Annotated in this window: 22 protein-coding genes and 1 tRNA gene; 5 read left to right on the top strand and 18 right to left on the bottom strand. The window is 69.5% G+C overall.

The genetic code is table 11. The features are described from left to right. Positions 1-8: 8 nt before the first annotated feature. Positions 9-503, bottom strand: a complete 495-nt coding sequence (locus ACX80N_RS10260; protein ID WP_459339317.1) for a universal stress protein — start codon at positions 501-503, stop codon at positions 9-11. Positions 504-678: 175 nt separating this feature from the next. Between ACX80N_RS10260 and ACX80N_RS10265 the strand changes: the two genes are divergently transcribed. Continuing rightward, positions 679-945: a hypothetical protein gene (locus ACX80N_RS10265; protein ID WP_459339318.1), complete on the top strand. Its 267-nt coding sequence runs from the start codon at positions 679-681 to the stop codon at positions 943-945. 280 nt (positions 946-1,225) lie between these two features. On the opposite strand, the gene ACX80N_RS10270 is transcribed toward ACX80N_RS10265, so the two are convergent. Then, a complete protein-coding gene (locus ACX80N_RS10270; protein WP_459339319.1) occupies positions 1,226-1,867 on the bottom strand; it encodes a hypothetical protein in 642 nt (213 codons plus the stop codon). Positions 1,868-2,250: 383 nt separating this feature from the next. Beyond that, positions 2,251-2,332, bottom strand: a tRNA-Leu gene (locus tag ACX80N_RS10275). A gap of 146 nt (positions 2,333-2,478) precedes the next feature. Here ACX80N_RS10275 and ACX80N_RS10280 point away from each other — a divergent pair. Then, positions 2,479-3,081: an ANTAR domain-containing response regulator gene (locus tag ACX80N_RS10280; protein ID WP_105030776.1), complete on the top strand. Its 603-nt coding sequence runs from the start codon at positions 2,479-2,481 to the stop codon at positions 3,079-3,081. 90 nt (positions 3,082-3,171) lie between these two features. Here ACX80N_RS10280 and pyk read toward each other — a convergent pair whose 3' ends face one another. The 8 genes from pyk to ACX80N_RS10320 all read right to left on the bottom strand — a co-directional run bounded on the left by pyk (position 3,172) and on the right by ACX80N_RS10320 (position 15,772). Next, positions 3,172-4,662 (bottom strand): pyruvate kinase, encoded by a 1,491-nt coding sequence (pyk, locus tag ACX80N_RS10285; RefSeq protein WP_459339320.1) that lies wholly within the window; start codon positions 4,660-4,662, stop codon positions 3,172-3,174. A gap of 49 nt (positions 4,663-4,711) precedes the next feature. Continuing rightward, positions 4,712-6,169, bottom strand: a complete 1,458-nt coding sequence (locus ACX80N_RS10290; RefSeq protein ID WP_459339321.1) for a glutamate synthase subunit beta — start codon at positions 6,167-6,169, stop codon at positions 4,712-4,714. Continuing rightward, complete coding sequence (gltB, locus tag ACX80N_RS10295; RefSeq protein WP_459339477.1) at positions 6,162-10,763, bottom strand: glutamate synthase large subunit; 4,602 nt, start codon at positions 10,761-10,763, stop codon at positions 6,162-6,164. The genes ACX80N_RS10290 and gltB overlap by 8 nt, the downstream gene beginning before the upstream one ends. Before the next feature lie 351 nt (positions 10,764-11,114). Then, positions 11,115-12,275: a prolipoprotein diacylglyceryl transferase gene (gene lgt / locus ACX80N_RS10300; protein WP_459339322.1), complete on the bottom strand. Its 1,161-nt coding sequence runs from the start codon at positions 12,273-12,275 to the stop codon at positions 11,115-11,117. Further along, on the bottom strand, positions 12,272-13,117 hold the full coding sequence (gene trpA, locus ACX80N_RS10305) for a tryptophan synthase subunit alpha (protein WP_459339323.1): 846 nt from the start codon (positions 13,115-13,117) through the stop codon (positions 12,272-12,274). The genes lgt and trpA overlap by 4 nt, the downstream gene beginning before the upstream one ends. After that, positions 13,114-14,493: a tryptophan synthase subunit beta gene (gene trpB / locus ACX80N_RS10310; protein WP_459339478.1), complete on the bottom strand. Its 1,380-nt coding sequence runs from the start codon at positions 14,491-14,493 to the stop codon at positions 13,114-13,116. The genes trpA and trpB overlap by 4 nt, the downstream gene beginning before the upstream one ends. A 163-nt stretch (positions 14,494-14,656) precedes the next feature. Beyond that, positions 14,657-15,481, bottom strand: coding sequence for an indole-3-glycerol phosphate synthase TrpC (trpC, locus tag ACX80N_RS10315; RefSeq protein ID WP_459339324.1), 825 nt, complete (start codon positions 15,479-15,481; stop codon positions 14,657-14,659). Continuing rightward, the gene (locus tag ACX80N_RS10320) at positions 15,482-15,772 is read right to left on the bottom strand and encodes an HGxxPAAW family protein (protein WP_105030783.1); all 291 of its coding nucleotides are present in this window, start codon (positions 15,770-15,772) and stop codon (positions 15,482-15,484) included. Positions 15,773-15,965: 193 nt separating this feature from the next. Here ACX80N_RS10320 and ACX80N_RS10325 point away from each other — a divergent pair, with 193 nt between their 5' ends. Together ACX80N_RS10325 and ACX80N_RS10330 are read left to right on the top strand one after the other, a co-directional pair. Next, a complete protein-coding gene (locus tag ACX80N_RS10325) occupies positions 15,966-16,538 on the top strand; it encodes a dihydrofolate reductase family protein (protein ID WP_459339325.1) in 573 nt (190 codons plus the stop codon). A 107-nt stretch (positions 16,539-16,645) separates the two neighbouring features. Continuing rightward, positions 16,646-17,251 carry a dihydrofolate reductase family protein gene (locus ACX80N_RS10330; RefSeq protein ID WP_459339326.1) on the top strand — a complete coding sequence of 202 codons (606 nt, stop codon included), beginning with the start codon at positions 16,646-16,648 and terminating at the stop codon, positions 17,249-17,251. Positions 17,252-17,395: 144 nt separating this feature from the next. Here the strand turns inward: ACX80N_RS10330 and ACX80N_RS10335 are convergent, their stop codons facing one another. Genes ACX80N_RS10335 through hisI form a run of 3 tightly spaced genes read right to left on the bottom strand, consistent with a single transcriptional unit; the run spans position 17,396 to position 20,302 of the window. Further along, complete coding sequence (locus ACX80N_RS10335; protein ID WP_459339327.1) at positions 17,396-18,229, bottom strand: Trp biosynthesis-associated membrane protein; 834 nt, start codon at positions 18,227-18,229, stop codon at positions 17,396-17,398. Continuing rightward, a complete protein-coding gene (locus tag ACX80N_RS10340) occupies positions 18,226-19,860 on the bottom strand; it encodes an anthranilate synthase component I (protein WP_459339328.1) in 1,635 nt (544 codons plus the stop codon). Before ACX80N_RS10340 ends, ACX80N_RS10335 begins: the two co-directional genes overlap by 4 nt. A 4-nt stretch (positions 19,861-19,864) precedes the next feature. Next, a complete protein-coding gene (hisI, locus tag ACX80N_RS10345) occupies positions 19,865-20,302 on the bottom strand; it encodes a phosphoribosyl-AMP cyclohydrolase (protein ID WP_459339329.1) in 438 nt (145 codons plus the stop codon). Between the two features lie 80 nt (positions 20,303-20,382). Between hisI and ACX80N_RS10350 the strand changes: the two genes are divergently transcribed. Further along, positions 20,383-21,027, top strand: a complete 645-nt coding sequence (locus tag ACX80N_RS10350) for a TIGR03085 family metal-binding protein (protein WP_459339330.1) — start codon at positions 20,383-20,385, stop codon at positions 21,025-21,027. Positions 21,028-21,116: 89 nt separating this feature from the next. Here the strand turns inward: ACX80N_RS10350 and hisF are convergent, their stop codons facing one another. The 4 genes from hisF to pnuC form a co-directional block, all read right to left on the bottom strand. After that, the gene (hisF, locus tag ACX80N_RS10355; RefSeq protein WP_459339331.1) at positions 21,117-21,887 is read right to left on the bottom strand and encodes an imidazole glycerol phosphate synthase subunit HisF; all 771 of its coding nucleotides are present in this window, start codon (positions 21,885-21,887) and stop codon (positions 21,117-21,119) included. Positions 21,888-21,895: 8 nt separating this feature from the next. Continuing rightward, positions 21,896-22,741 (bottom strand): ATP phosphoribosyltransferase, encoded by an 846-nt coding sequence (gene hisG, locus ACX80N_RS10360; RefSeq protein WP_459339332.1) that lies wholly within the window; start codon positions 22,739-22,741, stop codon positions 21,896-21,898. A 63-nt stretch (positions 22,742-22,804) separates the two neighbouring features. Further along, positions 22,805-23,068 carry a phosphoribosyl-ATP diphosphatase gene (locus tag ACX80N_RS10365; RefSeq protein WP_105030423.1) on the bottom strand — a complete coding sequence of 88 codons (264 nt, stop codon included), beginning with the start codon at positions 23,066-23,068 and terminating at the stop codon, positions 22,805-22,807. 165 nt (positions 23,069-23,233) lie between these two features. Beyond that, positions 23,234-23,917 carry a nicotinamide riboside transporter PnuC gene (pnuC, locus tag ACX80N_RS10370; protein WP_459339333.1) on the bottom strand — a complete coding sequence of 228 codons (684 nt, stop codon included), beginning with the start codon at positions 23,915-23,917 and terminating at the stop codon, positions 23,234-23,236. Between the last annotated feature and the right edge of the window lie 39 nt (positions 23,918-23,956).

Genomic DNA, 23,956 nt, shown 5'->3' on the forward strand with positions numbered 1-23,956 from the left:
GGCCGGGCTCATCCTGACGCGTCGACGGGCGGCAGAACAATGGTTTCACCCTCGATGACGTGCAGGGCGCCGTGGGAGACGAGTACTGGGCAATGGGCTCGCTCCGCCAATGCGGAGCTGACGGACCCGAGGAGCAGTCCGGCGAACCCGCCGTGGCCGCGGGAGCCGACGACGACCATCGAGGCATGCCTGCTCTGCTGGATGAGGACCTCCACGGCAAGGCCACGCACAACCTGCTGTTCGATGGGGTAGGGAGCTCCATTGGGAAACGCGTCGGTCACGGCCTGGTCCAGGGCCTGGCGAGCGAGCGCTTCGTAATCGTGTTCCGGCGGGGGCGAGTACCGGCCGAAGGCGATGGGGTGCTGCCAAACCGCGAGAGCGCGTATGGTGTCGCCGGCAAGAGGCATGAGACTCACCGCGAGGTGCAGAGCGGCGATCGAGGATGGGGAACCATCGACACCGACGACGATGACGCGGGACTGTGAGGTGGAGGATGCATCCATGACGGCTCCTTCGCTGGTGAGATGCTGCTCCCTATAAGTGTCGCTGGGTACGGTTCGAACAGGTAGGGCCGGAGCCGGATGCGACTACTTCATGATTCCGAAGCCACTCCGGTAGTGTTTATTTCGCCTCATGAAGCGGGGCGCCATGGTTTCTACCGCGAAAATGAGGTCCCTTGTGAGTGATAGCAGCAGGTTGGATCCGGGACAGGCCTTCCCTGAGGATCTGACGTCGATCGACCGGGACGATCTGGACATCCTGAACAGTAGGAATCACCGCTCAAGAGATGACCAGTACATTCGCAACGGTGACGTGGATGCGGAGACCGAGGGTCAGCACCACGAGCTGCGAGAGGAACTGGACCGCAGGCAGGCGATCCGCGACACCCCCATCCCGGCCGATGATGTAGCCGCTGACGCCGGCAGCGAGGCCAAGGAAGCCTGACCTCTCCTCCAGGGTCTCGACCATCTGCTCACGGCGGCTGGGACGACGCCCAGGATCTGGCCATCGACCAGAGCGATGCCCGTCTCGAGCTGAACGCGCAGCGCACCGACTGCCGAGCAACACCGGCAGGCTTGCAGCAGGAAGCCCCGCATCCCCCCAAGGAGCTGCGGGGCTTCTCCGTGCCGCAGTGTTGTCCGGGAGAAAGGTCCTCCTCGACCTGGACGGAGCCCGGTGCGTCCCCTCAACCGGCCCGCTGAACGTCACCGCGCGACTACAGGGATCAGTAGGGATGTCCCGCCGATTCCTTCAGCGCCAGGCACAGATCCACCACACCCCTGGCGGTGTTCTTCAGGATCTCGGTCGATTCGGGTTCGATGGCGGTCTCATCATCGGTGAGAACTGTCCTGATGGTCACTTTGCCGTGCTCGAAGTAGCTGAACGCAGGGAGGCCGGCTGCGATCAGGGCCGCACCATCGGTCTCACTGACGGGGTAGACGACAGCGGGCCCCCCGATCTTCTCTACGACGGTCAAGCCGTCGGCCGAGATGTAGATATTGGCCGGTCCCGAGTTGTCGAGTTCGTCAAGGAAGCCGCCGTCCGGGAGGTCACCGCCGGGTGCGGCTATCACGTCCGTGGTCAGTTCACCCCGGACCCTGATCACCGTCGTCCCATCGCGCTTCACCCGGACTTTCTCGTACAGGTCCTGTACGTCTCCGGCCTTCAGGGTGATCGTGGTGCCGCACGCAGGAAACACGACATCCTCGTAGTACCAGGCAGGCGCTGGCTGGTAACCGTCGGTCTCGGCGGGCGGCCAGGGGGCGGGGGTTTCCTCCTCGTCGTGGGCTGTGGCCGCCGACGCCGACCCGGCGACGAGGGACAGCGTGGCGAGGAGGGAGAGGCACAGCTTCTTCTGACTGTTCATTTCAGGCTCCTGAGTTCGGCAGGAGCCCGGTTGCCGCGGATCCTGCCCCGATAAGCAATGGATGCCGTGAAGGCGACGGGTCCGACGACGGGACCGGCATTGCCGTGTCCGTCAGTCCGGGCGCACATCGCGAAAAACTACGCCCGCTCCATCAGGCAGTCAAGAGAATCCGGGGTCGGCCGACTACCCCATCTGATCCCGCTGTTGCACGAAGCGAAGTTGTCGGCGCAAGGAGAGCATGGCGGCTGCCGGGCTTCTCGATGCGAGATCGGTCGGTGGTCGTGCTCGACGCGACGACGAAGCCTCAGGCCGGTCTGGTGGCGGGCCCCGATCCTGGCATCCCGGCGTCCCATGCGGCGTCCGATCCGGTTCGACTCCCTGGGTGCCCGAAGTGGGACTCGAACCCACACACCTTTCGATACTGCATTTTGAGTGCAGCGCGTCTGCCAATTCCGCCATTCGGGCCGTCCGCGCCGCGGCCGCAGGTGAGAAAGCTGACTTCCGCCTCCGCCGGTGCGCGAATCCACTCTACATGCCGATAGTCTGTTTCCGGGAACGGGAGCACGCCGTCCACGGACCCGTCTGAACGCCATCGTGATCAAGGAGCAACTGTGTCTGAACCCACCGAATCCACGCCCGCCGGACCCGCTCGCCGGGTCATCGTGGCCGAGGACGAGACGCTCATCCGACTCGACATCATCGAGATCCTGCGGGGGGAAGGCTACGAGGTCGTGGCGGAGGCCGACAACGGGGAGAAGGCCGTGGCGCTCGCCGAAGAGCACAAGCCGGACCTCGTGCTCATGGACGTGAAGATGCCCGTCATGGACGGCATTACTGCCGCAGAGCAGATTGTCAAGGCCCGGATCGCTCCCGTGGTGCTGCTCACGGCCTTCAGCCAGAAGGAACTCATCGAGCGCGCACGCGACGCCGGTGCCATGGCGTACGTCGTCAAGCCCTTCACGCCCGCAGACCTCATCCCGGCGATCGAGATCGCGATGTCGCGCTACGAGGAGATCAAGGCTCTGGAGGCCGAGGTGTCCGACCTGCAGGAGCAGTTCGCGACGCGCAAGCTGGTGGAGCGCGCGAAGAGCCTCCTGACCACGAAGATGGGCCTCACCGAGCCCGAGGCCTTCCGCTGGATCCAGAAGACCTCCATGGACCGCCGCCTGAGCATGCGCGAGGTCGCCGAGACCATCATCAACCAGGTCAACTGAGAAGCGCATCCACCGGCGCGCAAACGCCGGGAACGAACAGGAAGACCCCCACCCTGCCGGGTGGGGGTCTTCCTGTCGACCAGGGAGAAACTACTTCTTCTTGACCGGCCAGGGACCGACGCCCTCCTTGATGTAGGAGGTGTGTCCATCCGGAAGCTGCCCGGCGTCGGTGATGTCACCGACCCGGTGCACCTTGATGGAATTGGTCGAGCCGGCCTGTCCGGGAGGGGACCCGGCGGCGATGACCACGAGGTCGTCCACCTCGACGAGGCCCTGCTCGAACAGTACCTTGTCCACCTGGGCCGTCATCTCGTCGGTGTGCGCGACGAACTCGACGAGCTTCGGCTGGATACCCCAGATGAGGGACATGGCGTTCAGCGTCGACTGCACCGGGGTGAAGGCGAAGACGGGCTTCTTGGGGCGCAGGCGGGACAGGCGGCGCGCGGAGTCACCGGACTGGGTGAACGTGCAGATGTACTTGGCGTCCAACTGGTCGGAGATCTCGACGGCGGCACGCGTGATGGCTCCACCGCGGGTCTTCGGCTTGCTGCCCAGGGGCGGCACTCGCTCGAGGCCGTGACGCTCGGTGGACTCGATGATGTCAGCCATGGTGCGTACGGTCTCGATCGGGTACTTCCCGACGCTCGTCTCGCCCGAGAGCATGACGGCGTCCGCGCCGTCGAGTACTGCGTTGGCGCAGTCGGAGGCCTCCGCGCGCGTGGGGCGGGGGTTGTCGATCATGGACTCGAGCACCTGCGTGGCCACGATGACAGGCTTGGCCCAGCGCCGCGCGAGCTCGACGGCGCGCTTCTGCACGATCGGGACGTCCTGCAGCGGCAGTTCGACACCGAGGTCGCCACGCGCCACCATGATGGCGTCGAACGCATCGATGATCTCCTCGAGGGCGTCCACGGCCTGCGGCTTCTCGATCTTGGCGATCACCGGGACGCGGCGGCCCTCCTCGTCCATGATCTCGTGGACGCGCTTGACGTCACCGGCGTCGCGCACGAAGGACAGGGCGACCATGTCGACGCCGATGCGGATGGCCCAGCGGAGGTCCTCCTCGTCCTTGTCGCTGAGGGCGGGGACATTCACGGCGACACCCGGCAGGTTGATGCCCTTGTTGTTGGACACCATGCCGCCGACAACGACCTCGGTGGTGACACTCGTGTCGTCGACCGCCGTGGCTCGCAGGGACACCTTCCCGTCGTCGATGAGGAGCAGGTCGCCGACGTTGACGTCCTGGGGCAGTCCCTTGAACGTGGTGGAGGAGATCTCCTGCGTGCCCTCGATGTCATCGACGGTGATGGTGAAGACGTCGCCCGGGGCGAGGGCGTGCGGGCCGTCGCTGAACCGTCCCAGGCGGATCTTCGGGCCCTGGAGGTCGGCGAAGATGCCGACGGGCTTGCCGAGCTCCTGCGCGGCCCGGCGGACGTTCTCATAGGTGTTGCTGTGCACGGTGTAGTCGCCGTGGCTCATGTTCATCCGGGCCACGTCGACGCCCGCCTTGAGCACGGCCAGGGTGTTCTCGTAGCTCGCGATTGCGGGACCGAATGTTGCAACGATTTTTGCGCGTCTCATAAACCTAGCCTAGTCGTGTTGGGGTAGAAGGTGTGGTGGGAGGGGCCGGTCAGAGCACGGCGATGGAGCGGTCCGTGGGTGCGACGGGCGCGGGCAGCTTGGTGGAGCCCATCAGCCACTTGTCCACCGCGGCCGCGCAGGCGCGGCCCTCGGCGATGGCCCAGACGATGAGCGACTGCCCGCGTCCGGCGTCTCCCGCCGAGAACACCCCCGGCGTGTTGGTCATGTAGTAGCCGTCGCGGGCCACGTTCCCGCGCTCGTCGAACTCGGCGTGGACCTGCTCGGTGATGCCCGCGGGCTCCGCCCCGGTGAAGCCCAGCGAGAGGAAGACCAGGTCCGCGGGGATCTCGCGCTCGGTGCCCGCCTTCGGTATGCGGCGCCCGTCCACGAACTCCGTCTCCGCGACCTTGATACCGCGCAGCACGCCGTCGTCGCCGACGAACTCGACGGTGGAGGCAAGGTAGCGTCGCTCCCCGCCTTCCTCGTGGGCGCTCGCGATGTCGAAGAGGGTCGGGAAGGTGGGCCAGGGCTGGTCGGGGCGGCGCTCGGCCGGCGGCTGCTGCCCGATGGCGAGCGTGGTGACGCTGGCGGCTTTTTGCCGGTGCGCCGTGCCGAGGCAGTCGGCGCCGGTGTCGCCGCCGCCGAGGATGACCACGTGCTTGCCCTCGGCGTGGATCTGGTCCTCGACCGCCTCGCCGGCGACCACGCGATTGGCCTGGACGAGGTAGTCCATGGCGAAGTGCACGCCCTCGAACTCGCGCCCCGGGATGGGGAGGTCGCGCGGTACGGTGGCACCCGTGGCGACGACGACGGCGTCGTACCGCCGCCGAAGCTGCCCCCAGCTGATGTCCTTGCCGACGTCGACGCCGGTACGGAAGCGCGTCCCCTCGGCCTTCATCTGGTCGAGGCGGCGCTCGAGGTGGATCTTCTCCATCTTGAAGTCGGGGATGCCGTAGCGCAGCAGGCCGCCGATGCGGTCGTCGCGCTCGTACACGGCCACGGTGTGGCCGGCGCGCGTCAGCTGCTGCGCGGCGGCGAGGCCGGCGGGGCCGGAGCCGACGACGGCGATCGTGCGGTCGGTGAGCCGCTCCGGTGGGTGCGGTTCCACCCAGCCCTCCTCGAACGCCAGATCGGCGATGGAGACCTCGACCTGCTTGATGGTCACGGGCGGCTGGTTGATGCCGAGCACGCACGAGGACTCACACGGCGCCGGGCAGAGCCGGCCCGTGAACTCCGGGAAGTTGTTCGTGGCGTGCAGCCGCTCGATCGCCTCGCGGCCCTTCTCCCGGAACATGAGGTCGTTCCACTCCGGGATGAGGTTGCCGAGCGGGCAGCCCTGGTGGCAGAAGGGAATGCCGCAGTCCATGCAGCGTCCGGCCTGCGCCTTCAGGACGCCGTTCTCCTGCGCCTCGTACACCTCCTTCCAGTCCATGATGCGCACCGGTACGGGGCGGCGTGGCTGGGTCTGGCGCTCGCGCACCTTCAGAAATCCGCGTGGGTCAGCCACCGGTTACCTCCAGGATCTTGGTCCACGCCTCGGCACCGTCGGGATCGAGTCCCTGCTCGACGGCGGTGGCGCGGGCGCCCAGGACCGCGGCGTAGTCGCGCGGCAGGACCTTCGTGAATCGCTCGACGGTGTCCTCGAAGGACTCGAGCAGGCTTTCGGCGAGAGTGGACTCGGTCTCCTCGACGTGCTGGATCAGCAGGCGTCGCACGATCTCGACGTCCTCGGCGTCGAGCCCCACGAGCAGGAGCTCGCCGTTCTCGAGGCTTTGCTTGTTGACGCGGGCGCGGTCGAGGTCCAGCACGAACGCGGTGCCACCGGACATGCCCGCGCCGAAGTTCCGGCCCGTGCGGCCGAGGATCAGCGCCTGGCCGCCGGTCATGTACTCGCAGCCGTGGTCGCCGATGCCCTCGGCGACGGCCGTGGCACCGGAGTTGCGCACGAGGAACCGCTCCCCCACCTGGCCGCGCAGGAACATCTCGCCGCTCGTGGCGCCGTAGCCGATGACGTTGCCGGCGATCACGTTGCGCTCCGCGCGGAACACGTTGGTGCGGTCCGGGCGGACGATGATACGCCCGCCGGACAGTCCCTTGCCCACGTAGTCATTGGAGTCGCCGAGCAGCCGCAGCGTGATGCCCGCGGGCAGGAAGGCCCCGAGCGACTGCCCCGCCTGGCCCGTCAGCGTGACGTCGATGGTGTCCGTCGCGAGCGTGTCGAGCCCGAAGGTCCGCGTGACCTCGTGGCCCAGCATGGTGCCGACCGAGCGGTCCGTGTTGACGACGTCGACCGAGATCCGGACGGGCGAGCGGTGGTGCAGCGCGTCGGCGCTCATCTCGATGAGCTTGTTGTCGAAGTGCTGGTCCAGCTCGTGGTTCTGCGGGAGCATGTTGCGCATCGGCTCGCCGGAATCGAACTCATTACCGCGCAGGATCGGGTCGAGGTCCAGGCCGTCGGCCTTCCAGTGCTCGATCGCCTCGCGTGCATCGAGCAGCTCGCTGTGGCCGATGGCCTCCTCGAGCGTCCTGAAGCCGAGCTCGGCGAGGATCTCGCGGACCTCCTCGGCGATGAACTCGAAAAAATTCACCACGAACTCCGGCTTGCCCGTGAAGCGGCTGCGGAGCTCGGGGTTCTGCGTGGCGACGCCGACCGGGCAGGTGTCGAGGTGGCAGACACGCATCATGATGCAGCCGGACACCACGAGCGGTGCCGTCGCGAAGCCGAACTCCTCGCCACCGAGGAGAGCGGCGATCACGACGTCGCGCCCGGTCTTCAGCTGACCGTCCACCTGGACGACCACGCGGTCCCGGAGGCCGTTGAGCATGAGCGTCTGCTGGGTCTCGGCGAGCCCCAGCTCCCAGGGGATGCCCGCGTGCTTGAGGGAGTTCAGCGGGCTCGCGCCCGTGCCGCCGTCGTGGCCGGAGACGAGCACGACGTCGGCCTTGGCCTTCGTGACGCCCGCGGCGACCGTGCCGATACCCACCTCGGACACGAGCTTCACGTGGACGCGCGCCCTCGGGTTGGACCGCTTGAGGTCGTAGATGAGCTGCGCGAGGTCCTCGATGGAATAGATGTCGTGGTGCGGCGGCGGGGAGATGAGGGCGACACCGGGCGTGGAGTGCCTTGTCCGGGCGATCCACGGGTAGACCTTCTGGCTCATGAGCTGGCCGCCCTCGCCTGGCTTGGCTCCCTGCGCCATCTTGATCTGGATGTCGTCGGCGTTGGTCAGGTAGAGGCTCGTGACGCCGAACCGACCGGAGGCCACCTGCTTGATGGCGGACCTCCGCTCAGGATCCATCAGGCGCTCCACGTCCTCGCCGCCCTCGCCCGTGTTGGACTTCCCGCCGAGGCGGTTCATCGCGATCGCGAGGGTCTCGTGGGCTTCCTGGGAGATGGAGCCGTAGCTCATCGCCCCGGTGGAGAACCGCTTGACGATGGACGAGACGGGCTCCACCTCGTCGATGGAGATCGGCTCGCGTGCGTCACCGCGGAGCTTCAGCAGCCCGCGGAGCGTCATGAGGTCCTTCGACTGGTCGTCCACGCCCTGGGTGTACGCCTTGAAGATGTCGTACCGGCGCTCACGCGTGGCGTGCTGCAGGCGGAAGACCGTCTCGGGGTTGAACAGGTGCGGCGGGCCCTCACGGCGCCACTGGTACTCCCCGCCGTTGTCGAGGCCGCGGTGCGGATCCTCGATGCCGTCCTGCGGGTACGCGCTCTCGTGACGCGCCGCGGTCTCGGCCGCGACGACGTCGAGCCCCACACCGCCGAGCTGCGTCTGCGTGCCGTGGAAGTACTCGTCCACGAGCTCCTGCGACAGGCCGAGCGCCTCGAAGGTCTGGGCGCCGCAGTAGGAGCTGACCGTGGAGATGCCCATCTTGGACATGATCTTCAGGACGCCCTTGCCGAGGCCCTTGATGAGGTGCGCCACGGCCTTCTCGGCGGTGACGCCGGTGATGTCCCCGTTGCGGACCAGTTCCTCGCAGCTCTCCATGGCCAGGTAGGGGTTGACCGCGGAGGCGCCGTAGCCGATCAGAACGGCGACATGGTGGACCTCGCGCACGTCGCCGGCCTCGACCACCAGGGAGGTCTTGGTGCGGTTGGCACTGCGCAGCAGGTGGTGGTGCACGGCACTCGTCAGGAGCAGCGACGGGATGGGCGCCCACTGGGCATTGGAGTCGCGGTCGGAGAGCACCACGTACTCGACCCCGCGGTTGAGCGCGCTGGAGACCTGCTCGCAGATCTCCGCGAGCCGGGCGCGCAGGGCAGCCTCGCCGCCGTCGTGCCGGTACAGGCCGCGCACTCGGACGGTGAGGCGGTCACCGTCGTCGGTCTCGAGGTTGGCGATCTTGGCCAGCTCGTCGTTGGTGATGACGGGGAACCTCAGCGCGATCTGCTTGGAGCGCACCTGCCCGGTGGAGAGCAGGTTGCCGTCGGGGCCGATCGTGACGCCCATGGAGGTTACGAGCTCCTCGCGGATCGAGTCCAGCGGCGGGTTGGTGACCTGGGCGAAGGACTGCACGAAGTAGTCGAACAGCAGGCGGGGGCGCTTGGAGAGCACGGCGATGGGCGTGTCCGATCCCATCGCACCGAGGGGCTCGGCACCGTTCTTCGCCATCGGGCCGAGGAGGATACGCAACTCCTCCTGCGTGTACCCGAAGGTGCGCTGGCGGCGGTTGATGGACGCCTTCGTGTGGATGACGTGCTCGCGCTCCGGGAGGTCCTCGAGCTGGATGAGATTCTCGCTGACCCACTCGCCCCACGGGTTCGCGGCCGCGACCTCGGCCTTGATCTCCTGGTCCTCGATCAGCCGGCCTTCCTCGGTGTCGACGAGGAACATCTTGCCCGGCGAGACGCGGCCCTTACGGACAACGCGGGAGGGCTCGACGTCCAGCACGCCCACCTCGGAGGCGAGGATCACGAGGCCGTCCTCGGTGACCCAGTAGCGGGCCGGACGCAGTCCGTTGCGGTCCAGGACGGCGCCGACGAGCCGCCCGTCGGTGAAGGACACCGCGGCCGGTCCGTCCCACGGCTCCATGAGCATCGAGTGGTACTGGTAGAAGGCGCGGCGGGCGGGATCCATGGTGGCGTGGTTCTCCCACGCCTCGGGGATCATCATCATGATCGCGTGCGTGATCGGGCGCCCGGAGAGCGTCAGCAGTTCGGCGACCTCGTCGAAGGACGCCGAGTCCGAGGCCCCCGGCGTGCAGATGGGGTAGAGCTCCTCCGGGGCGTCCCCGAGCAGCGGGTGGGACAGCTGCGACTGCCGCGCCCGCATCCAGTTTCGGTTGCCCTTGACGGTGTTGATCTCGCCGTTGTGCGCGATGGTCCGGAACGGCTGCGCGAGGGGCCAGGACGGGAACGTGTTGGTCGAGAAACGCGAGTGCACGATCCCGAGCTTGGTCTTGAAGCGCTCGTCGGAGAGGTCCGGGTAGAACGGCTCGAGCTGCGCCGTGGTGACCATGCCCTTGTAGACGATCGTCTTCGACGACAGCGACGGGAAGTAGACCCCGAACTTGTTCTGCGCGCGCTTGCGGACCCGGAAAGCCTTGGCGTCGAGGTCGGAGGCATCGCCGTCGGCGGGCGCGAGGAAGAGCTGCACGAAGTGCGGCATGCAGGCACGGGCCATGGCGCCGACGAGGTCGGCCTCGACGGGGACCACGCGCCAGCCGAGCACGTCCAGGCCCTCCGCCTCGGCGATGGACTCGAGGCCGGCGCGGGCCGTCTCCTCCCCCTTCGCCTCGGCCGGGAGGAACGCCGTTCCCACGACGTAGGAGCCGGCGGCCGGCAGCGGGAAGTCGACGACGGCGCGGAAGAACTCGTCGGGGACCTGTGTCAGGAGGCCGGCACCGTCTCCGGTGCCTTCGTCCGCGCCCACGGCACCACGGTGCTCGAGGTTCCGGAGCGCCGTCAGCGCGGCGTCGACGATATCGTGCCCGGGTTCACCGCGGAGGGTCGCGATGACGGCGAGACCGCACGCGTCCTTCTCGTTCTCCGGGTCGTACAGGCCGGTGGCGTCAGGGACGGCGGCGAAGCGCCGGAAGGGAGACTCCACGGACTCGTCCGTGGACGGCGTCGTTCCCGGGTTCTCCCCGGTCGGCATTTCTGGGGTCACAGCAGTCATCAGATAAGGATCCTTCCCCCATGATGGAGCGTCGGGAGGGGACAGCCTTTGGCCCCGCGGTCACCGCTGCTCGAAGAGCGGCACCGTCTGTCGGTCTTGTGCGTTCCACCGGCGCCGGCGCTGCCGGCACTTCTGGCGGTTCGCCACTGCACTTGTGCCGCGCCGGGTCAGGGGCGGTCGCGGTGCGGGCTCAGAAGGTGATCCGGCCGTCGCACCGATGGTCCACGCCGGTGTGGTGTTGCGTCCTTCAAGGGCGGTGGCCCAGGGACAGACTACGGGAACCGGTTCCTGAGGGCGCCGCGTCAGCGGAACCCTCAGCAGCACGGAGGGTTACTCAGGAGCCGTTGTTTCGGAAAGATTACCACGGTCGTTCCGCGCCCTCTGCGCCGTGTCCGCGGCGTGGCTACCTGTGGCTGAAGCGTTATGGGTGGCGCTCCGCGGGCCCGTCCCGTCGGCCATCCCCGGAGCGGCGTCGTCGTCCGTCCCCATACCTGTGGCGGTGCCCGCGGACGTCTCTTCCGCCGCACCGCTCTCGGTGTCCTGCTCGCCCGCGGCCGGGGTGTCGCTCGAGCCAGCTGTGACGGTGCCTGCATCCGCTGCGCCCTTCGGTTCGCGCCCGGGGAGGTAGACGGACGTCTCCTCGACACGGTCACGCCGGAGGGACAGGTGGACGAGGATCGCCAGGGAGACGAGGAAGACGGCGATGCTCGTCCAGACGTTGAGCCGCTGCGTGACACCGAAGAGGGTGACCATCTCCGCGTCGTCGATGCGGAGCGTCTCGATCCAGACGCGCCCGAGCGTGTAGTAGGCCGCGTACAGCCAGAACATGCGTCCGCCACGGAGCCTGAACTTCCGGGCGAGCAGCAGCAGCAGCGCCACGCCGGCGAGGTTCCACAGCAGCTCGTAGAGGAAGGTCGGGTGGAACAGGGTGCCGGGCGCCTGGTCGGCGGGGAAGTTGACGTTGTCGGCGTCGATCTGGAGGCCCCAGGGCAGGGTGGTGGGCGCGCCGAAGAGCTCCTGGTTGAACCAGTTGCCGAGCCGGCCGACGGCCTGTGCGAGGAGCACGCCCGGTGCTGCGGCGTCGGCGAAGGCGGACAGCTTCACACCGGCGCGTCGGGCTCCGATCCATGCGCCGACGGCACCCAGGGCGATGGCACCCCAGATGCCGAGTCCGCCCTGCCAGATCTGCGGGATCCGGGCGAGATCCCCCTCGGGACCGAAGTAGGCGTCGGGCGAGGAGAACACATGGTAGAGCCGCCCGCCGATGATGCCGAACGGGATGGCCCAGATCGCGATGTCCCACACGGCGTCCGCATGGCCGCCGAAGCCGACGAAGCGCTTCTGCGTCAGGACGAGGGCCAGGAGGATGCCGGCCAGGATGCAGAGCGCATAGGCGTGGATGGTGACCGGACCGAGGGCGAAGCTCGCCCACTCCGCGGGGGGACTCGGGATCGACGCCGCGACGCCCACGGCGCTCGTTCCCGCGATCACGCCGACCCTCCCGCCGGTGTCTTCGCCGCGCCGGTGCTCAGCTCGCGTGCGAGCTCCGCGACGGCGTCCACGCCGCCGTCCCGCAGGGCCGCCACGAGGGCCGTCCCCACGATCACGCCGTCGGCATAGGCACCGATCTCCCGGACCTGGGCGGACGAGGAGACTCCCAGTCCCACGCAGACACGCTCGGCGCCGGCTCCATGTGCGGCGTCGACCACGGCGCGCGCGGCGGCACCGACGGAGGTCCGGGCACCGGTCACGCCCATGACCGAGACGGCATAGACGAAGCCCCTGCTCGCGTCGACCGTGTTCTGCATGCGCTGCGGTGACGTGGAGGGAGCCACGAGGAACACACGGTCCAGGCCCAGCTCCTCGGAGATCTCGAGCCACTCCGCGGCTTCGTCGGGGATGAGGTCCGGTGTGATGAGCCCGGCACCGCCGGCGGCGACGAGGCGCTCGGCGAAGGCGCGGACGCCCATCCGCATCACGGGGTTCCAGTAGGTCATCACCAGGACGGCGGCGTCGGTCTCACGCGTGATGCCCTCGACGACGTCGAAGATGCGGGGCACCGTGAAGCCGTTGGCCAGCGCCTCGACGGTGGCCTCCTGGATGACCTGCCCGTCCATGACGGGATCCGAGTAGGGGATGCCGATCTCGATGAGGTCCATGCCGTTGCTCGCCATGGCGATGCCGGCGTCGATGCTGGTCTGTACATCGGGGAAGCCCCCTGGAAGATAGCCGATGAGGGCCGCGCGGCCCTCGCTGCGGGCTTTCTCGATAGCAGCCGCGGCCCGCGACCCGCCGAGAACCCGGCCCGGTCGGTCTGCTGGATGCGTGGTCACAACTGCTCACCCTCCTCGGCGATCTCCTGCTCGGCGCTGTCGTCCGGCAGGAGGTCGAAGTAGCCCGCGGCGGTCGCCACGTCCTTGTCGCCGCGGCCCGAGAGGTTCACGATGATGATCCGGTCCGACGGCCGCTCCTCCGGGCCGAGGCCCGCAGCGAGGCGCCGGCCGACCTTCATCGCACCGGCGAGCGCGTGCGCGGTCTCGATGGCGGGGATGATGCCCTCGGTCCGACTCAGGAGCTGGAAGGCCTCCATCGCCTCGGCGTCGGTGATCGGCTCGTAGTTCGCCCGGCCGATGTCGGCCAGGTGGGCGTGTTCGGGGCCCACCCCGGGGTAGTCCAGGCCCGCGGAGATGGAGTGCGACTCCATCGTCTGACCGTCCTCGTCCTGCATGAGGTAGGACCGGGCACCGTGCAGCACACCGGGACGCCCCAGCGTGATGGTGGCGGCGTGCCGCCCGCTTTCGACGCCGTCGCCGCCGGCCTCGAAGCCGTGGAGGGCCACGCCGCGGTCGTCGAGGAAGCCGTGGAAGAGGCCGATGGCGTTGGAGCCCCCACCCACACAGGCGCAGACGGCGTCGGGAAGCCGGCCGGTCTGCTCGAGGATCTGCTCGCGTGCCTCCTCGCCGATGACCTCGTGGAAGTACCGCACCATCGCAGGGAAGGGATGGGCTCCCGCCGCCGTGCCGAGGAGGTAGTGCGTGGTCTCCACGTTCGCCACCCAGTCGCGCAGGGCGTCGTTGATCGCGTCCTTGAGGGTCTGCGAGCCGTTGGTGACGGGGACCACCGTGGCACCGAGCAGCTGCATGCGCGCGACGTTGAGGGCCTGGCGGCGCGTGTCCTCGGCGCCCATGTACACCACGCACTCGAGGCCGAGAAGGGCCGCGGCCGTCGCACTCGCCACGCCGTGCTGGCCGGCGCCGGTCTCGGCGATGACACGGGTCTTGCCCATGCGCTTGGCGAGCAGGGCCTGGCCCAGCACGTTGTTGATCTTGTGGGAGCCTGTGTGGTTGAGGTCCTCGCGCTTGAGGAACACGCGGACGCCGCCGCAGTGCTCGGCGAACCGCTGCGCCTCGGTGAGCAGGGATGGCCGGCCGGCATAGTTCCGGTTCAGGTCCGTGACCTGCGCGGTGAACTCGGGGTCGGCCTTCGCCTTGTCGAAGGTGTCCTGCAGTTCGTCGAGGGCCGCGATCAGGGATTCAGGCATCCATCGGCCGCCATACGCGCCGAAGTAGGGACCCGGGGCGTGGCGGAGGCTCTCGTCGTGGCTGAGGAAGGCCTCGGCCGTCCCGGCGTCGATGCCTTGCGCCGTTCCGGCGTCGGCTCCGTCTGCTACTCCGGCGTCCGTGCCGGGGAGGCCCGTGCCCTGGTGCATGTCGGTCATGGCTTCAGCGTTCCTGTCCTGTTGGTCCTGGCCCGGACGGGGGTGCCGTCCGGTGTCCTCTCGAACCGGTGGCTGCCGGTCCTTGCTGCTGTTCGCTGCGCTCGTGGCGCCTGTCCGCCCCGGTTCTGCGCCGCGGCGCCGAGGGAGGTCCGTCTCAGCCTCGCGCCCCCGCGCCGGCGGTCCGGGCCGCACGGCCTGCCTGCCGGAAGGCGTCGATCGTCGCCGCGGGGTCGTTGTGGCGCACGAGCGCCTCCCCCACGAGGACGGCGTGAGCACCGCTGCCGGCGTAGTCACCGACATCACCGGCGTCACGCACTCCCGACTCGGCGATGACGACCGTCCCGGACGGGACGAGGTGCGCCAGCCGGGCGAACACTCCGCGGTCGATCTCCAGCGTCTTCAGGTTACGGACGTTCACGCCGATGATGGAGGCCCCGGCGGCGACAGCGCGGCGCACCTCGTCCTCCGTGTGCGTCTCGACGATCGCGTTCATCCCGAGTTGGTGTGTCAGCGCGAGGAACGCGGCGAGTTGCTCGTCCGTGAGCGCGGCGACGATCAGGAGGACGACGTCGGCGCCGTGGGCGCGTGCCTCCCAGATCTGGTACTCGTCCACCGTGAAATCCTTGCGCAGCACGGGGATGTCCACCGCGTCCCGCACGGCGTCGAGGTCGGCGAGCGAACCACCGAAGCGCCGCTCCTCGGTCAGCACGGAGATGACCGCCGCGCCACCCCGCTCGTAGGACGCGGCAAGAGCTGCGGGATCGGGGATGTCCGCCAGTGCGCCCTTGGACGGGCTGCTGCGCTTCACCTCCGCGATGACGGCCAGCGAGCCCCCCTGGCCCGCACCGAGCGCCTCGAAGGCATCGATGGGCGGGCGGGACCCGAGGGCCGCCGCGCGCACGTCCTCGAGCGGCCGGACACGGCGGCGCTCCGCGAGATCCTCGCGGACGCCTTCGATGATCTCGTCGAGGACGGTCATCTAGTGCGCGTTCTTCTTGAGCTTGGATCCACCCACGCCGTAGCCGATCTTGCGCAGGATGAATCCGACGATCAGTCCCACGAACATGACGCCGATCCCGGCCCAGAACAGTACGGTCCCGAAGTCCTTGTTGCCCTCCGTGCTGGCCAGGATGAACGCGAACGAGGCCACGGCCGCACCGGCCAGCATGATCAGCACGCAGGTCCAGGCTGCAGGGCTGTTGCCGTGACCGATCGTCTCGTCGCCCATCTGGGCGTGGTTGGCGGGGGTGTTGCGGGTCTCGGATGCCATGGGAAATCTCCTTCGAACGGGTCTCGTTCCATTCTGCCATCTACAGGTCGGCGCGGCGGAATGCGGGACGCCGGGCCGGGACCGGTGCTCGCGCGGTCGGGCGGCAGCACCGATGGTCCCCTGTCCCCTTCCGGCTGCACGTCGCGTACCATCCAGCGTCAGGGCATCCGCTTCCGACGGAGTGAGGACGATCATGGGCAAGGTCGCTTGGGGATTCACGTGTTCCATCGACGGGTTCATCGCCGCACCCGGCCATGACATGAGCTGGCTTGCCGCCGGGGAACCGGTGGCGGACGGGCTGACCGAACGCCTGGCGGGTGAGGTCTCGGTCATCATCGCCGGCAGGGCCGGGTACGACGCCGCTCGCGCCCAGCGGGACGAGCGGGACGAGATGACCGCGGAGGCATACGGCGGCGCCTGGTCGGGAACCGAGTTCATCCTCACGCACCGCCCGCAGGAGATCGCCGACGATCCGTCGATCATCGCGCTGGACTGCGGCATCGTGGAGGCGGTGGAGCGCGCCCGCGCCATCGCCGGCGGCGGGGACATCCAGATCATCAGTGCCGACATCGCACGGCAGGCCCTCGAGCACGACCTCATCGACGAGCTGCAGGTCTTCGTCGCCCCGGTCTTCCTCGGGGACGGTACCCGCATCTTCGACGTACCCGGCGGGCGCCGCTACGACTGGGAGCTCGTGCAGACCTATGAGGGCGCGGAACGCAGCTTCGGGCGGACCTATCGTCCGAAGCGCGACCGGCCGAGCTGACGGCCGGCACGTCAGCAGGCCGGGTCACTTCTTCCCGGGGGCAACCGCTCCCCGGTAGAGTGCGGGCGACCGCTTGCCCGTCACGGGCACCGTCGAAGGGATTGCGCATGCCGGACACCACCTGCCACATGTCGATCTCGCTCGACGGTTTCGTGGCCGGGCCGGATCAGAGCCGCGACCACCCGCTCGGCCGGCGGGGCATGGAGCTGCACTTGTGGCACCTCGGCGACGGGCGCGCCAACGAGGCCGACGCGATCGCGGGCAGCTGGCTGATGCGGCCGCGCGGCGCGTACGTCATGGGCCGCAACATGTTCGGACCGATCCGCGGCGAGTGGGACGACCACTGGCTCGGCTGGTGGGGGCCCGAACCGCCGTACCATGCGCCCGTATTCGTGCTCACCCACCACGCGCGGCAGCCGGTCGAGATGGCGGGCGGAACGACCTTCCACTTCGTCACCGACGGTTTCGACGCCGCCTTCGCACAGGCCCGGGCAGCGGCCGGCGGGAACGGCGTGGACATCGCCGGCGGCGCCTCCACCGTTCGGCAGGCCCTCGCGGCCGGGGTCGTCGACGAACTCACGCTCGACATCGCGCCCGTTCTGCTCGGCTCCGGCGAGCGGATATTCGACGGCACGGGAGAGTTCGGATTCCAGCCGGTCGAGGTGCTGCACTCGTCACTGGCCACCCACGTCCGCTACCGCCGGGTGGGCTGACGTCCGATCGTCGAGGCGTCCACCGCGTTGCTCCTCCGGATCTCCCCTGCGGATGCCGGAAGTCCCCTGCGGATGCCGACGAGGGATGCCCGGCCGTCCCATCGAGCGCGACACTGCGGGTGTCGATCGACGACGGCCTGCGCGTCAGCGCGTGGGGTCGTTGCCGCGCGAGAGCTCGTCCCAGCTGTCGATCTCATCGGCGTGACTGCTCGCCCTGGCTCCGCGCTTCGAGGGCTGTCCGGGATCCCAGGGCCCCGCACCATCCGCTCCACTGCGGTCCTGCTCAGCAGCATCGGAGGTCCCGGCATCGCCCGTCGGCGCATCCGTGGTTGCTGCATCGGGTCCGTCGATGCCTTCAGGCCCGTCCGGCACGACGCCGGGGGCCACGTCTCCGGTCGACGGCAGCGGGGCGCCGGGTTGGCCGCTGCCCGGGGGCGGGTGGACCGCGCGTGACGCCCCGGCGTCGTACCGCCTGTTGACGCCCCACGTCCGGCCGGCGAGGATCACCCACGCCGCGGCCAGGACCAGCAGGACGCCGGAGGCGACGGCGAGCCACGGCATCGCGCTGCCGGTCACCTCGGCTCCCGCGTCGCCGCTGACCCCGATGGCCGCGCCGATGGCAGGCTCCGCGGCGGCGGACGGATCGAGGGCGACCGTCAGGCTGGACAACGTGATCCCGATGCCGGACAGCACGAGGATCACCGCGACGACCCAGCGGGCCACGCGCCCCGCGATCGAGACGGCGAGGGCCGCGGCCAGTGCGACGAGCGCGAACGCCGTGACGGGGGTCGCCGCGTCGCTGCCGGGGATGGTGAGGTCGGGTGTCTGGACGGCGTCCTGGGGCAGGCGCACCGTGAGCCAGGTCTGCGTCGTCGAGCCGAACGCCAGGAGCGCTATGACCACGATGCCGAGGACCACGATGCCGCGCCGGGTGGAGCGGCCGCGGTCCGGGTGCCCCGCGGTGCCGACCGTGCTCACGGCACGTCCGCCGTGGCGGGCTGGGTGCCCTGCGCCGTCGGTGTGGCTCCGTCCAGCGGGGCGTCCGCCGCCGTGGCGTCGACGCCGTCCGCCGTCGCCGGCCGCAGCCCGGCCGCCGTCAGCGCGGCGCGCAGGGGCGCTGCGGCCTTGTTGACCGTCTCGATGGCCTCCGCTTCCAGCACGGAGTCGGCGACGATACCACCGCCGGACTGCACGTAGGCCTTGCCGTCCCGCAGCAGGGCCGAGCGGATGGCGATGGCCATGTCCATGTCGCCGGCGAAGTCGAGGTAGCCGACCACGCCGCCGTAGATCCCGCGCCGGTGCGGTTCCACCTCGTCGATGAGGCGCAGGGCCCGGGGCTTGGGGGCACCGGAGAGGGTCCCCGCGGGGAAGGTCGCGGCGAGGACGTCGTACGCGCTCTTCGCCGGCGAGAGCCGCCCGACCACGGTCGACACCAGGTGCATGATGTGGCTGAACTTCTCCACCTCCATGAACTGGGTGACGTCCACGCTGCCGGGCAGGCAGACCTTGGAGAGGTCGTTGCGGGCCAGGTCGACGAGCATCAGGTGCTCCGCCTTCTCCTTCGTGTCCGCGCGGAGCTCGACGGCGAGGTCGCGGTCCTCCTCGGTGGTCCTCCCCCGGGGCCGCGAACCGGCGATGGGATGCGTGATGACCTCGTCGCCCGTGACCGTCACAAGGGCTTCCGGCGAGCTGCCCACGATCGAGTAGCCCCGACCGTCGGCGTCCTCGAGGCTGAAGAGATACATGTAGGGGCTCGGGTTGGTGGTGCGCAGGATCCGGTACACGTCCAGGGCGGAGGCATCGCACTCGATCTCGAAGCGTCGGCTGATCACCACCTGGAAGACGTCGCCGTCGACGATCGCACGCTTGCCGCGCTCGATGGCCCTCAGGTAGTCGGGCTCGAACCAGGACTCGCGGACGCGGTCCATGGACTGGTCGGCCGTCGGGGCGTCCCCGGCCATCACCGACACCGCGAGCTCGGCGGGCGCCACGAGCTTGGCGAGCATCGCACGGACACGCGCGACGGCGTCGTGCCACGCCTCGTCGACGCGCTCGTCGGTGCCGTCGAAGTTGATGGCGTTGGCGACCAGCGTGAGCGAACCCTCCGAGTTGTCGTGGATGGCGAGGTCCGAGACGAGGCACATCGCGAGCTCGGGCAACAGGAGGTCGTCCTCGGGCGGGCTCGTGAGCCGCTCCCAGTGCCGGACGGCCTCCCAGCCGACGAAACCGACCATGCCGGAGGTGAAGGGAGGGAGGTCCCGGAACCGTTCGGTGCGCAGCGCCTCCACCGTGAGGCGCAGGGCCTCCACCGGGTCGCCGCCCACGGGCACGCCGGCGGGCGGTTCGCCCAGCCAGTGCGCCTGGCCGTCGCGCGTGGTGAGGGTGGCGCGGGACTGCGACCCGATGAAGGAGTAACGCGACCAGACGCCGCCGACCGCCGCCGATTCCATGAGGAACGTGCCCGGCTGCCCGGCTGCGAGCTTGCGATAGATGCCGATCGGCGTGTGAGCGTCCGCCAGGACCTTCAGGTGCACGGGCACCACGCGGCGCGCCTCGGCCAACGCGCGGAACTCCTCGAGGGTGGGGCTGATGGTACCCAGCTGCTGCATCGGGTCAGGATCCTTCCGGGGCGGGACGGTCGGCGGTCACGGCGGGCAGGGCGCGCCCGTCGAAGCAGGTCCTGGTGCCGGTGTGGCACGCCGCGCCTTCCTGGTCGACGGTGACCAGCAGGGCGTCGCCGTCGCAGTCCAGGGCCACGCTCCGGACCCACTGCCGGTGACCGGAGGTGTCTCCCTTGCGCCAGTACTCCGCGCGGGACCGCGAATAGAAGGTGACACGGCCGCTGGTGAGGGTGCGCCGGAGGGCCTCCTCGTCCATCCAGCCGAGCATGAGCACCTCCAGCGTGTCGTACTGCTGGACGACGGCGGCGACGAGGCCGGCGTCGTCCTTCTTGAGGGCTTCGGCGATCGCCGGATCGAGAGCGGCACGCTCCTCGCCGGGCAGCCGGGCAGCGGTTTCGGACTCGTGCGGGGACGTTGTGGAGGAAGGCATCACCTCGATTCTAGTGCGGTCGCGCCGACTCGCGTCCTGACCTGCCGCCGCCTGCGCGCAGCATGCTATTTTCAGCAGTGATGCACTACGTGACCCCGTCCCGCGAAGTCCTGGCCGAGACGCTCCTGGCGGCCGGCCCAGACGCCCCTACGCTGTGCGAGGGGTGGCAGACCCGCGATCTCGCCGCGCACCTCTACCTGCGGGAGCACAAGCCGACGCTCGGCGTGGGGATGGTCGTGCGGAGGTTCGCGTCCGTGACCGAACGTGCCATCCGGGAGACCGCCGAGCGTGCGGCATCTCCCGCCGGGTACGAGGCGCTGGTGAACCGCTTCCTGGCCGGACCGTCCGCGCTCTCGCCGATGCGCATCAACTCGATCGACAGGAGCGCCAACCTCATCGAGTACTTCGTGCACACCGAGGACGTCCGCCGCGCCACCACCCGATGGGCGCCCCGGGCACTCGACGAGGACTACGCCGACGCCCTGTGGGAGGAACTCGTCAAGCGCGCAGCCATCCTCTACCGCGGGGTGGATCTCGGCGTCGTGCTGGTGCGGCCGGAGGGGCCGCGGCACGTCGCCAAGCGCGCACCGGTCTCCGTGGCGATCGTCGGCGATCCCGGCGAGCTGCTGATGCACGCCCACGGTCGGCGCCGGCAGGCCCTGGTCACCTTCGAGGGCCAGCCCGACGCCGTCGCCCTGCTCGAGAGCGCCGACATCGGCCTCTGAGGTCCTTCTCGATCCGCACGGAATGACCGGTGGGAACGCCGCAGCGGCTCTGAGCTGCTGCGCCGGGCGCCCCAGCCGGCCGGAGGGACCTACCGGACGGGGAACCCTGCGTCGCGGATGGCGGCCTTGACCTGGGCGATGGCGTCCGTAGGACCGAAGTGGAACACCGACGCGGCGAGCACGGCATCGGCGCCGGCCTGCACCGCGGGAGGGAAGTGCTCCGGCTTGCCCGCTCCCCCGGAGGCGATCAGCGGCACACCCACGGCAGCACGGACGGCCCGGATGAGCTCGAGGTCGAAGCCCTCCTTGGTGCCGTCTGCGTCGATCGAGTTGAGCAGGATCTCCCCCACGCCCCGGTCCGCGGCCTCCTTCGCCCAGGCCACCGCGTCGATCCCCGTCCCCTTGCGTCCCCCGTACGTGGTGACCTCGAACCCCGACGGCGTGCTGTCATCGCGCGTACGGCGCGCGTCGAGGGAGAGCACGAGCACCTGGGCCCCGAAGTGCCCGGTGATCTCGTCGATGACGGACGGCCGCGCCACGGCGGCGGTGTTGATGGACGCCTTGTCCGCGCCGTAGCGCAGGAGACGGTCGACGTCGGAGACCTCGCGCACTCCCCCGCCCACCGTCAGCGGGATGAAGACCTCCTCAGCGGTGCGAGCGACGACGTCGAAGGTGGTCTCGCGGTTGCCGGAGGACGCGGTGACGTCGAGGAAGGTCAGTTCGTCGGCGCCGGCACGGTCGTAGCGGTGCGCGAGCTCCACCGGATCGCCGGCGTCGCGCAGGTCGGCGAAGTTGACGCCCTTGACGACGCGCCCGGCGTCGACGTCCAGGCACGGGATGACGCGGATCGCGACGGTCATGGCCGGTCCTAGATCCTGCAGGCGTGGATGGTGCTGACGAGGATGGCGCGCGCGCCGAGCTCGTACAGCTCGTCCATGATGCGATTGGTCTTGGTGCGCTTGACCATCACGCGGACCGCGACCCACTCGGAGTCGCGCAGCGGGGAGATCGTCGGCGACTCGAGCCCCGGCGTCAGGGCCGCGGCCTCGTCGACGAGGTTCGTGCGGATGTCGTAGTCCATCATCACGTACTGGCGTGCCACGAGGACGCCCTGCAGGCGGCGCAGCAGCACGTCGAGGCCTGCGGGCGCCTCGACGCCGGCCCGGCCGATCAGCACGGCCTCGCTCTGGAGGATCGGCTCACCGAAGATCTCCATGCCCGCGGCGCGCAGGGTGCTGCCGGTCTCGACGACGTCGGCGATCGCGTCGGCGACGCCCAGTCGCACCGAGGACTCTACAGCGCCGTCGAGCCGGACGACGTCGGCGCTGATGCCACGCTCGGCGAGGTAGTCCCTGAGGAGTCCCTCGTAGCTGGTCGCAAGGCGCCTGCCCTCGAGCTGCTCGACGGCGGTGAAGTCGCCCACGGGTCCGGCGAAGCGGAACGTGGAGGCGCCGAACCCGAGCTGCAGGAGCTCCTCGGCCTTCACCTGCGCATCGAGGAAGAGGTCACGGCCGGTGATGCCGACGTCGAGCGTGCCCGACCCGACGTACACCGCGATGTCGCGGGGACGGAGGAAGAAGAACTCGATCTCGTTCTCGGGATCGACGAGCACGAGTTCGCGGGAGTCGCGGCGCTGGCGGTAGCCGGCTTCGGCGAGCATGGACGAGGCGGCCTCGGAGAGGGCGCCCTTGTTGGGGACTGCTACACGGAGCATGGGAGTCTTTCGGTGGAGGAGGAGGTGGCGGGCTGGAGCCGCGGGCGGGATGCGCCGGCGCGGCTACAGATGCTTGTAGACGTCCTCCAGCGTGAGACCCTTCGCGAGCATGAGCACCTGCAGGTGGTAGAGCAGCTGGGAGATCTCCTCCGCGGCGTCCTCGGTGGATTCGTACTCGGCGGCCATCCAGACCTCGGCGGCCTCCTCGACGACCTTCTTGCCGATGCCGTGCACGCCGGAGTCGAGCTCGGCGACGGTCCGCGAGCCGGCAGGGCGTTCGGCGGCCTTCGCGCTGAGTTCCTCGAACAGGGATTCAAAGGTTTTCACGCTCCCTAGGCTATCGGCTCGGCGGAGCCGTACGGTCACGCGGATCGGACGGTGTGACGGACGCCTCCGGCTGCCGCCGTCCTCGGGCGCTGAGGGGTGCTGCGTCCGCGGCCCCCCGGGGTCCGGGCGCCGGGCAGTGGACGACGGCGGCTGCCGATCGGACGGTCAGCGCAGCGTCGGATCCGGCAGCAGCGTCTCGATGCTGGGCTTCGCGGTGCGCTGGGCGCGCGCCCAGATGAAGAAGCCGACGAGCGTGAACCCACCGTAGAACACGTACATGAAGGCGCTGGCGTAGTAACCGGCGCTGAAGAGCAGCGGCACGCCCACGACGTCGACGGCTACCCAGACGAGCCAGAACTCCACCCAGCCCTTCGCCATGCCGTAGGTTGCGAGCAGCGACCCGACGAAGGTCCAGGCATCGGCCCACACCGGCTCGTAGGAGCCGAGCACGCGGAACAGCGGGGTCAGGGCCAGGGTGCCGATGACCATGAACCCGACCATGCCGATCCGCGCCCGCCTGCCGGCCCACTGCGGCGTCACGGCCTGTCCGCCCTGCCGGCGGCTCGCCCGCCACTGCTGCCACCCGTAGACGGAGACGGCGATGAACATGACCTGGCGCCCGGCCTGCCCCAGCAGGTTGGCGGCGCTCGCGGCGCCGAACAGGGACCCGAGGAACACGGTCAGGAGCAGGAGGTTGCCGATGATGCCGACCGGCCAGGCCCAGACGCGGCGGCGCATGCCGCCCAGGGCGCTGAGCAGGCCGAAGACGTTGCCCACCACTTCGCGGAGCAGGAGGGAGCCGTTGCCAACGGGGATGCGGGCCTCGAAGAGCCACTGCAGAAAGTCCATGCCGTTCCTTTGCCGATACGACGGCTCCGGGAAATGGCA

The organism is Arthrobacter sp. MDT2-16 (assembly GCF_054510925.1).

Coding starts and splice junctions, on each gene's coding strand:
- pnuC (WP_459339333.1), bottom strand. CDS start 23,917: ATGGACTTTCTGCAGTGGCTCTTCGAGGCCCGCATCCCCGTTGGCAAC.
- ACX80N_RS10320 (WP_105030783.1), bottom strand. CDS start 15,772: ATGGCATCCGAGACCCGCAACACCCCCGCCAACCACGCCCAGATGGGC.
- ACX80N_RS10260 (WP_459339317.1), bottom strand. CDS start 503: ATGGATGCATCCTCCACCTCACAGTCCCGCGTCATCGTCGTCGGTGTC.
- ACX80N_RS10340 (WP_459339328.1), bottom strand. CDS start 19,860: ATGCAGCAGCTGGGTACCATCAGCCCCACCCTCGAGGAGTTCCGCGCG.
- ACX80N_RS10270 (WP_459339319.1), bottom strand. CDS start 1,867: ATGAACAGTCAGAAGAAGCTGTGCCTCTCCCTCCTCGCCACGCTGTCC.
- trpB (WP_459339478.1), bottom strand. CDS start 14,493: ATGCACCAGGGCACGGGCCTCCCCGGCACGGACGCCGGAGTAGCAGAC.
- ACX80N_RS10325 (WP_459339325.1), top strand. CDS start 15,966: ATGGGCAAGGTCGCTTGGGGATTCACGTGTTCCATCGACGGGTTCATC.
- pyk (WP_459339320.1), bottom strand. CDS start 4,662: ATGAGACGCGCAAAAATCGTTGCAACATTCGGTCCCGCAATCGCGAGC.
- hisF (WP_459339331.1), bottom strand. CDS start 21,887: ATGACCGTCGCGATCCGCGTCATCCCGTGCCTGGACGTCGACGCCGGG.
- ACX80N_RS10330 (WP_459339326.1), top strand. CDS start 16,646: ATGCCGGACACCACCTGCCACATGTCGATCTCGCTCGACGGTTTCGTG.
- hisG (WP_459339332.1), bottom strand. CDS start 22,741: ATGCTCCGTGTAGCAGTCCCCAACAAGGGCGCCCTCTCCGAGGCCGCC.
- gltB (WP_459339477.1), bottom strand. CDS start 10,763: ATGCCGACCGGGGAGAACCCGGGAACGACGCCGTCCACGGACGAGTCC.
- ACX80N_RS10350 (WP_459339330.1), top strand. CDS start 20,383: ATGCACTACGTGACCCCGTCCCGCGAAGTCCTGGCCGAGACGCTCCTG.
- trpC (WP_459339324.1), bottom strand. CDS start 15,481: ATGACCGTCCTCGACGAGATCATCGAAGGCGTCCGCGAGGATCTCGCG.
- hisI (WP_459339329.1), bottom strand. CDS start 20,302: ATGCCTTCCTCCACAACGTCCCCGCACGAGTCCGAAACCGCTGCCCGG.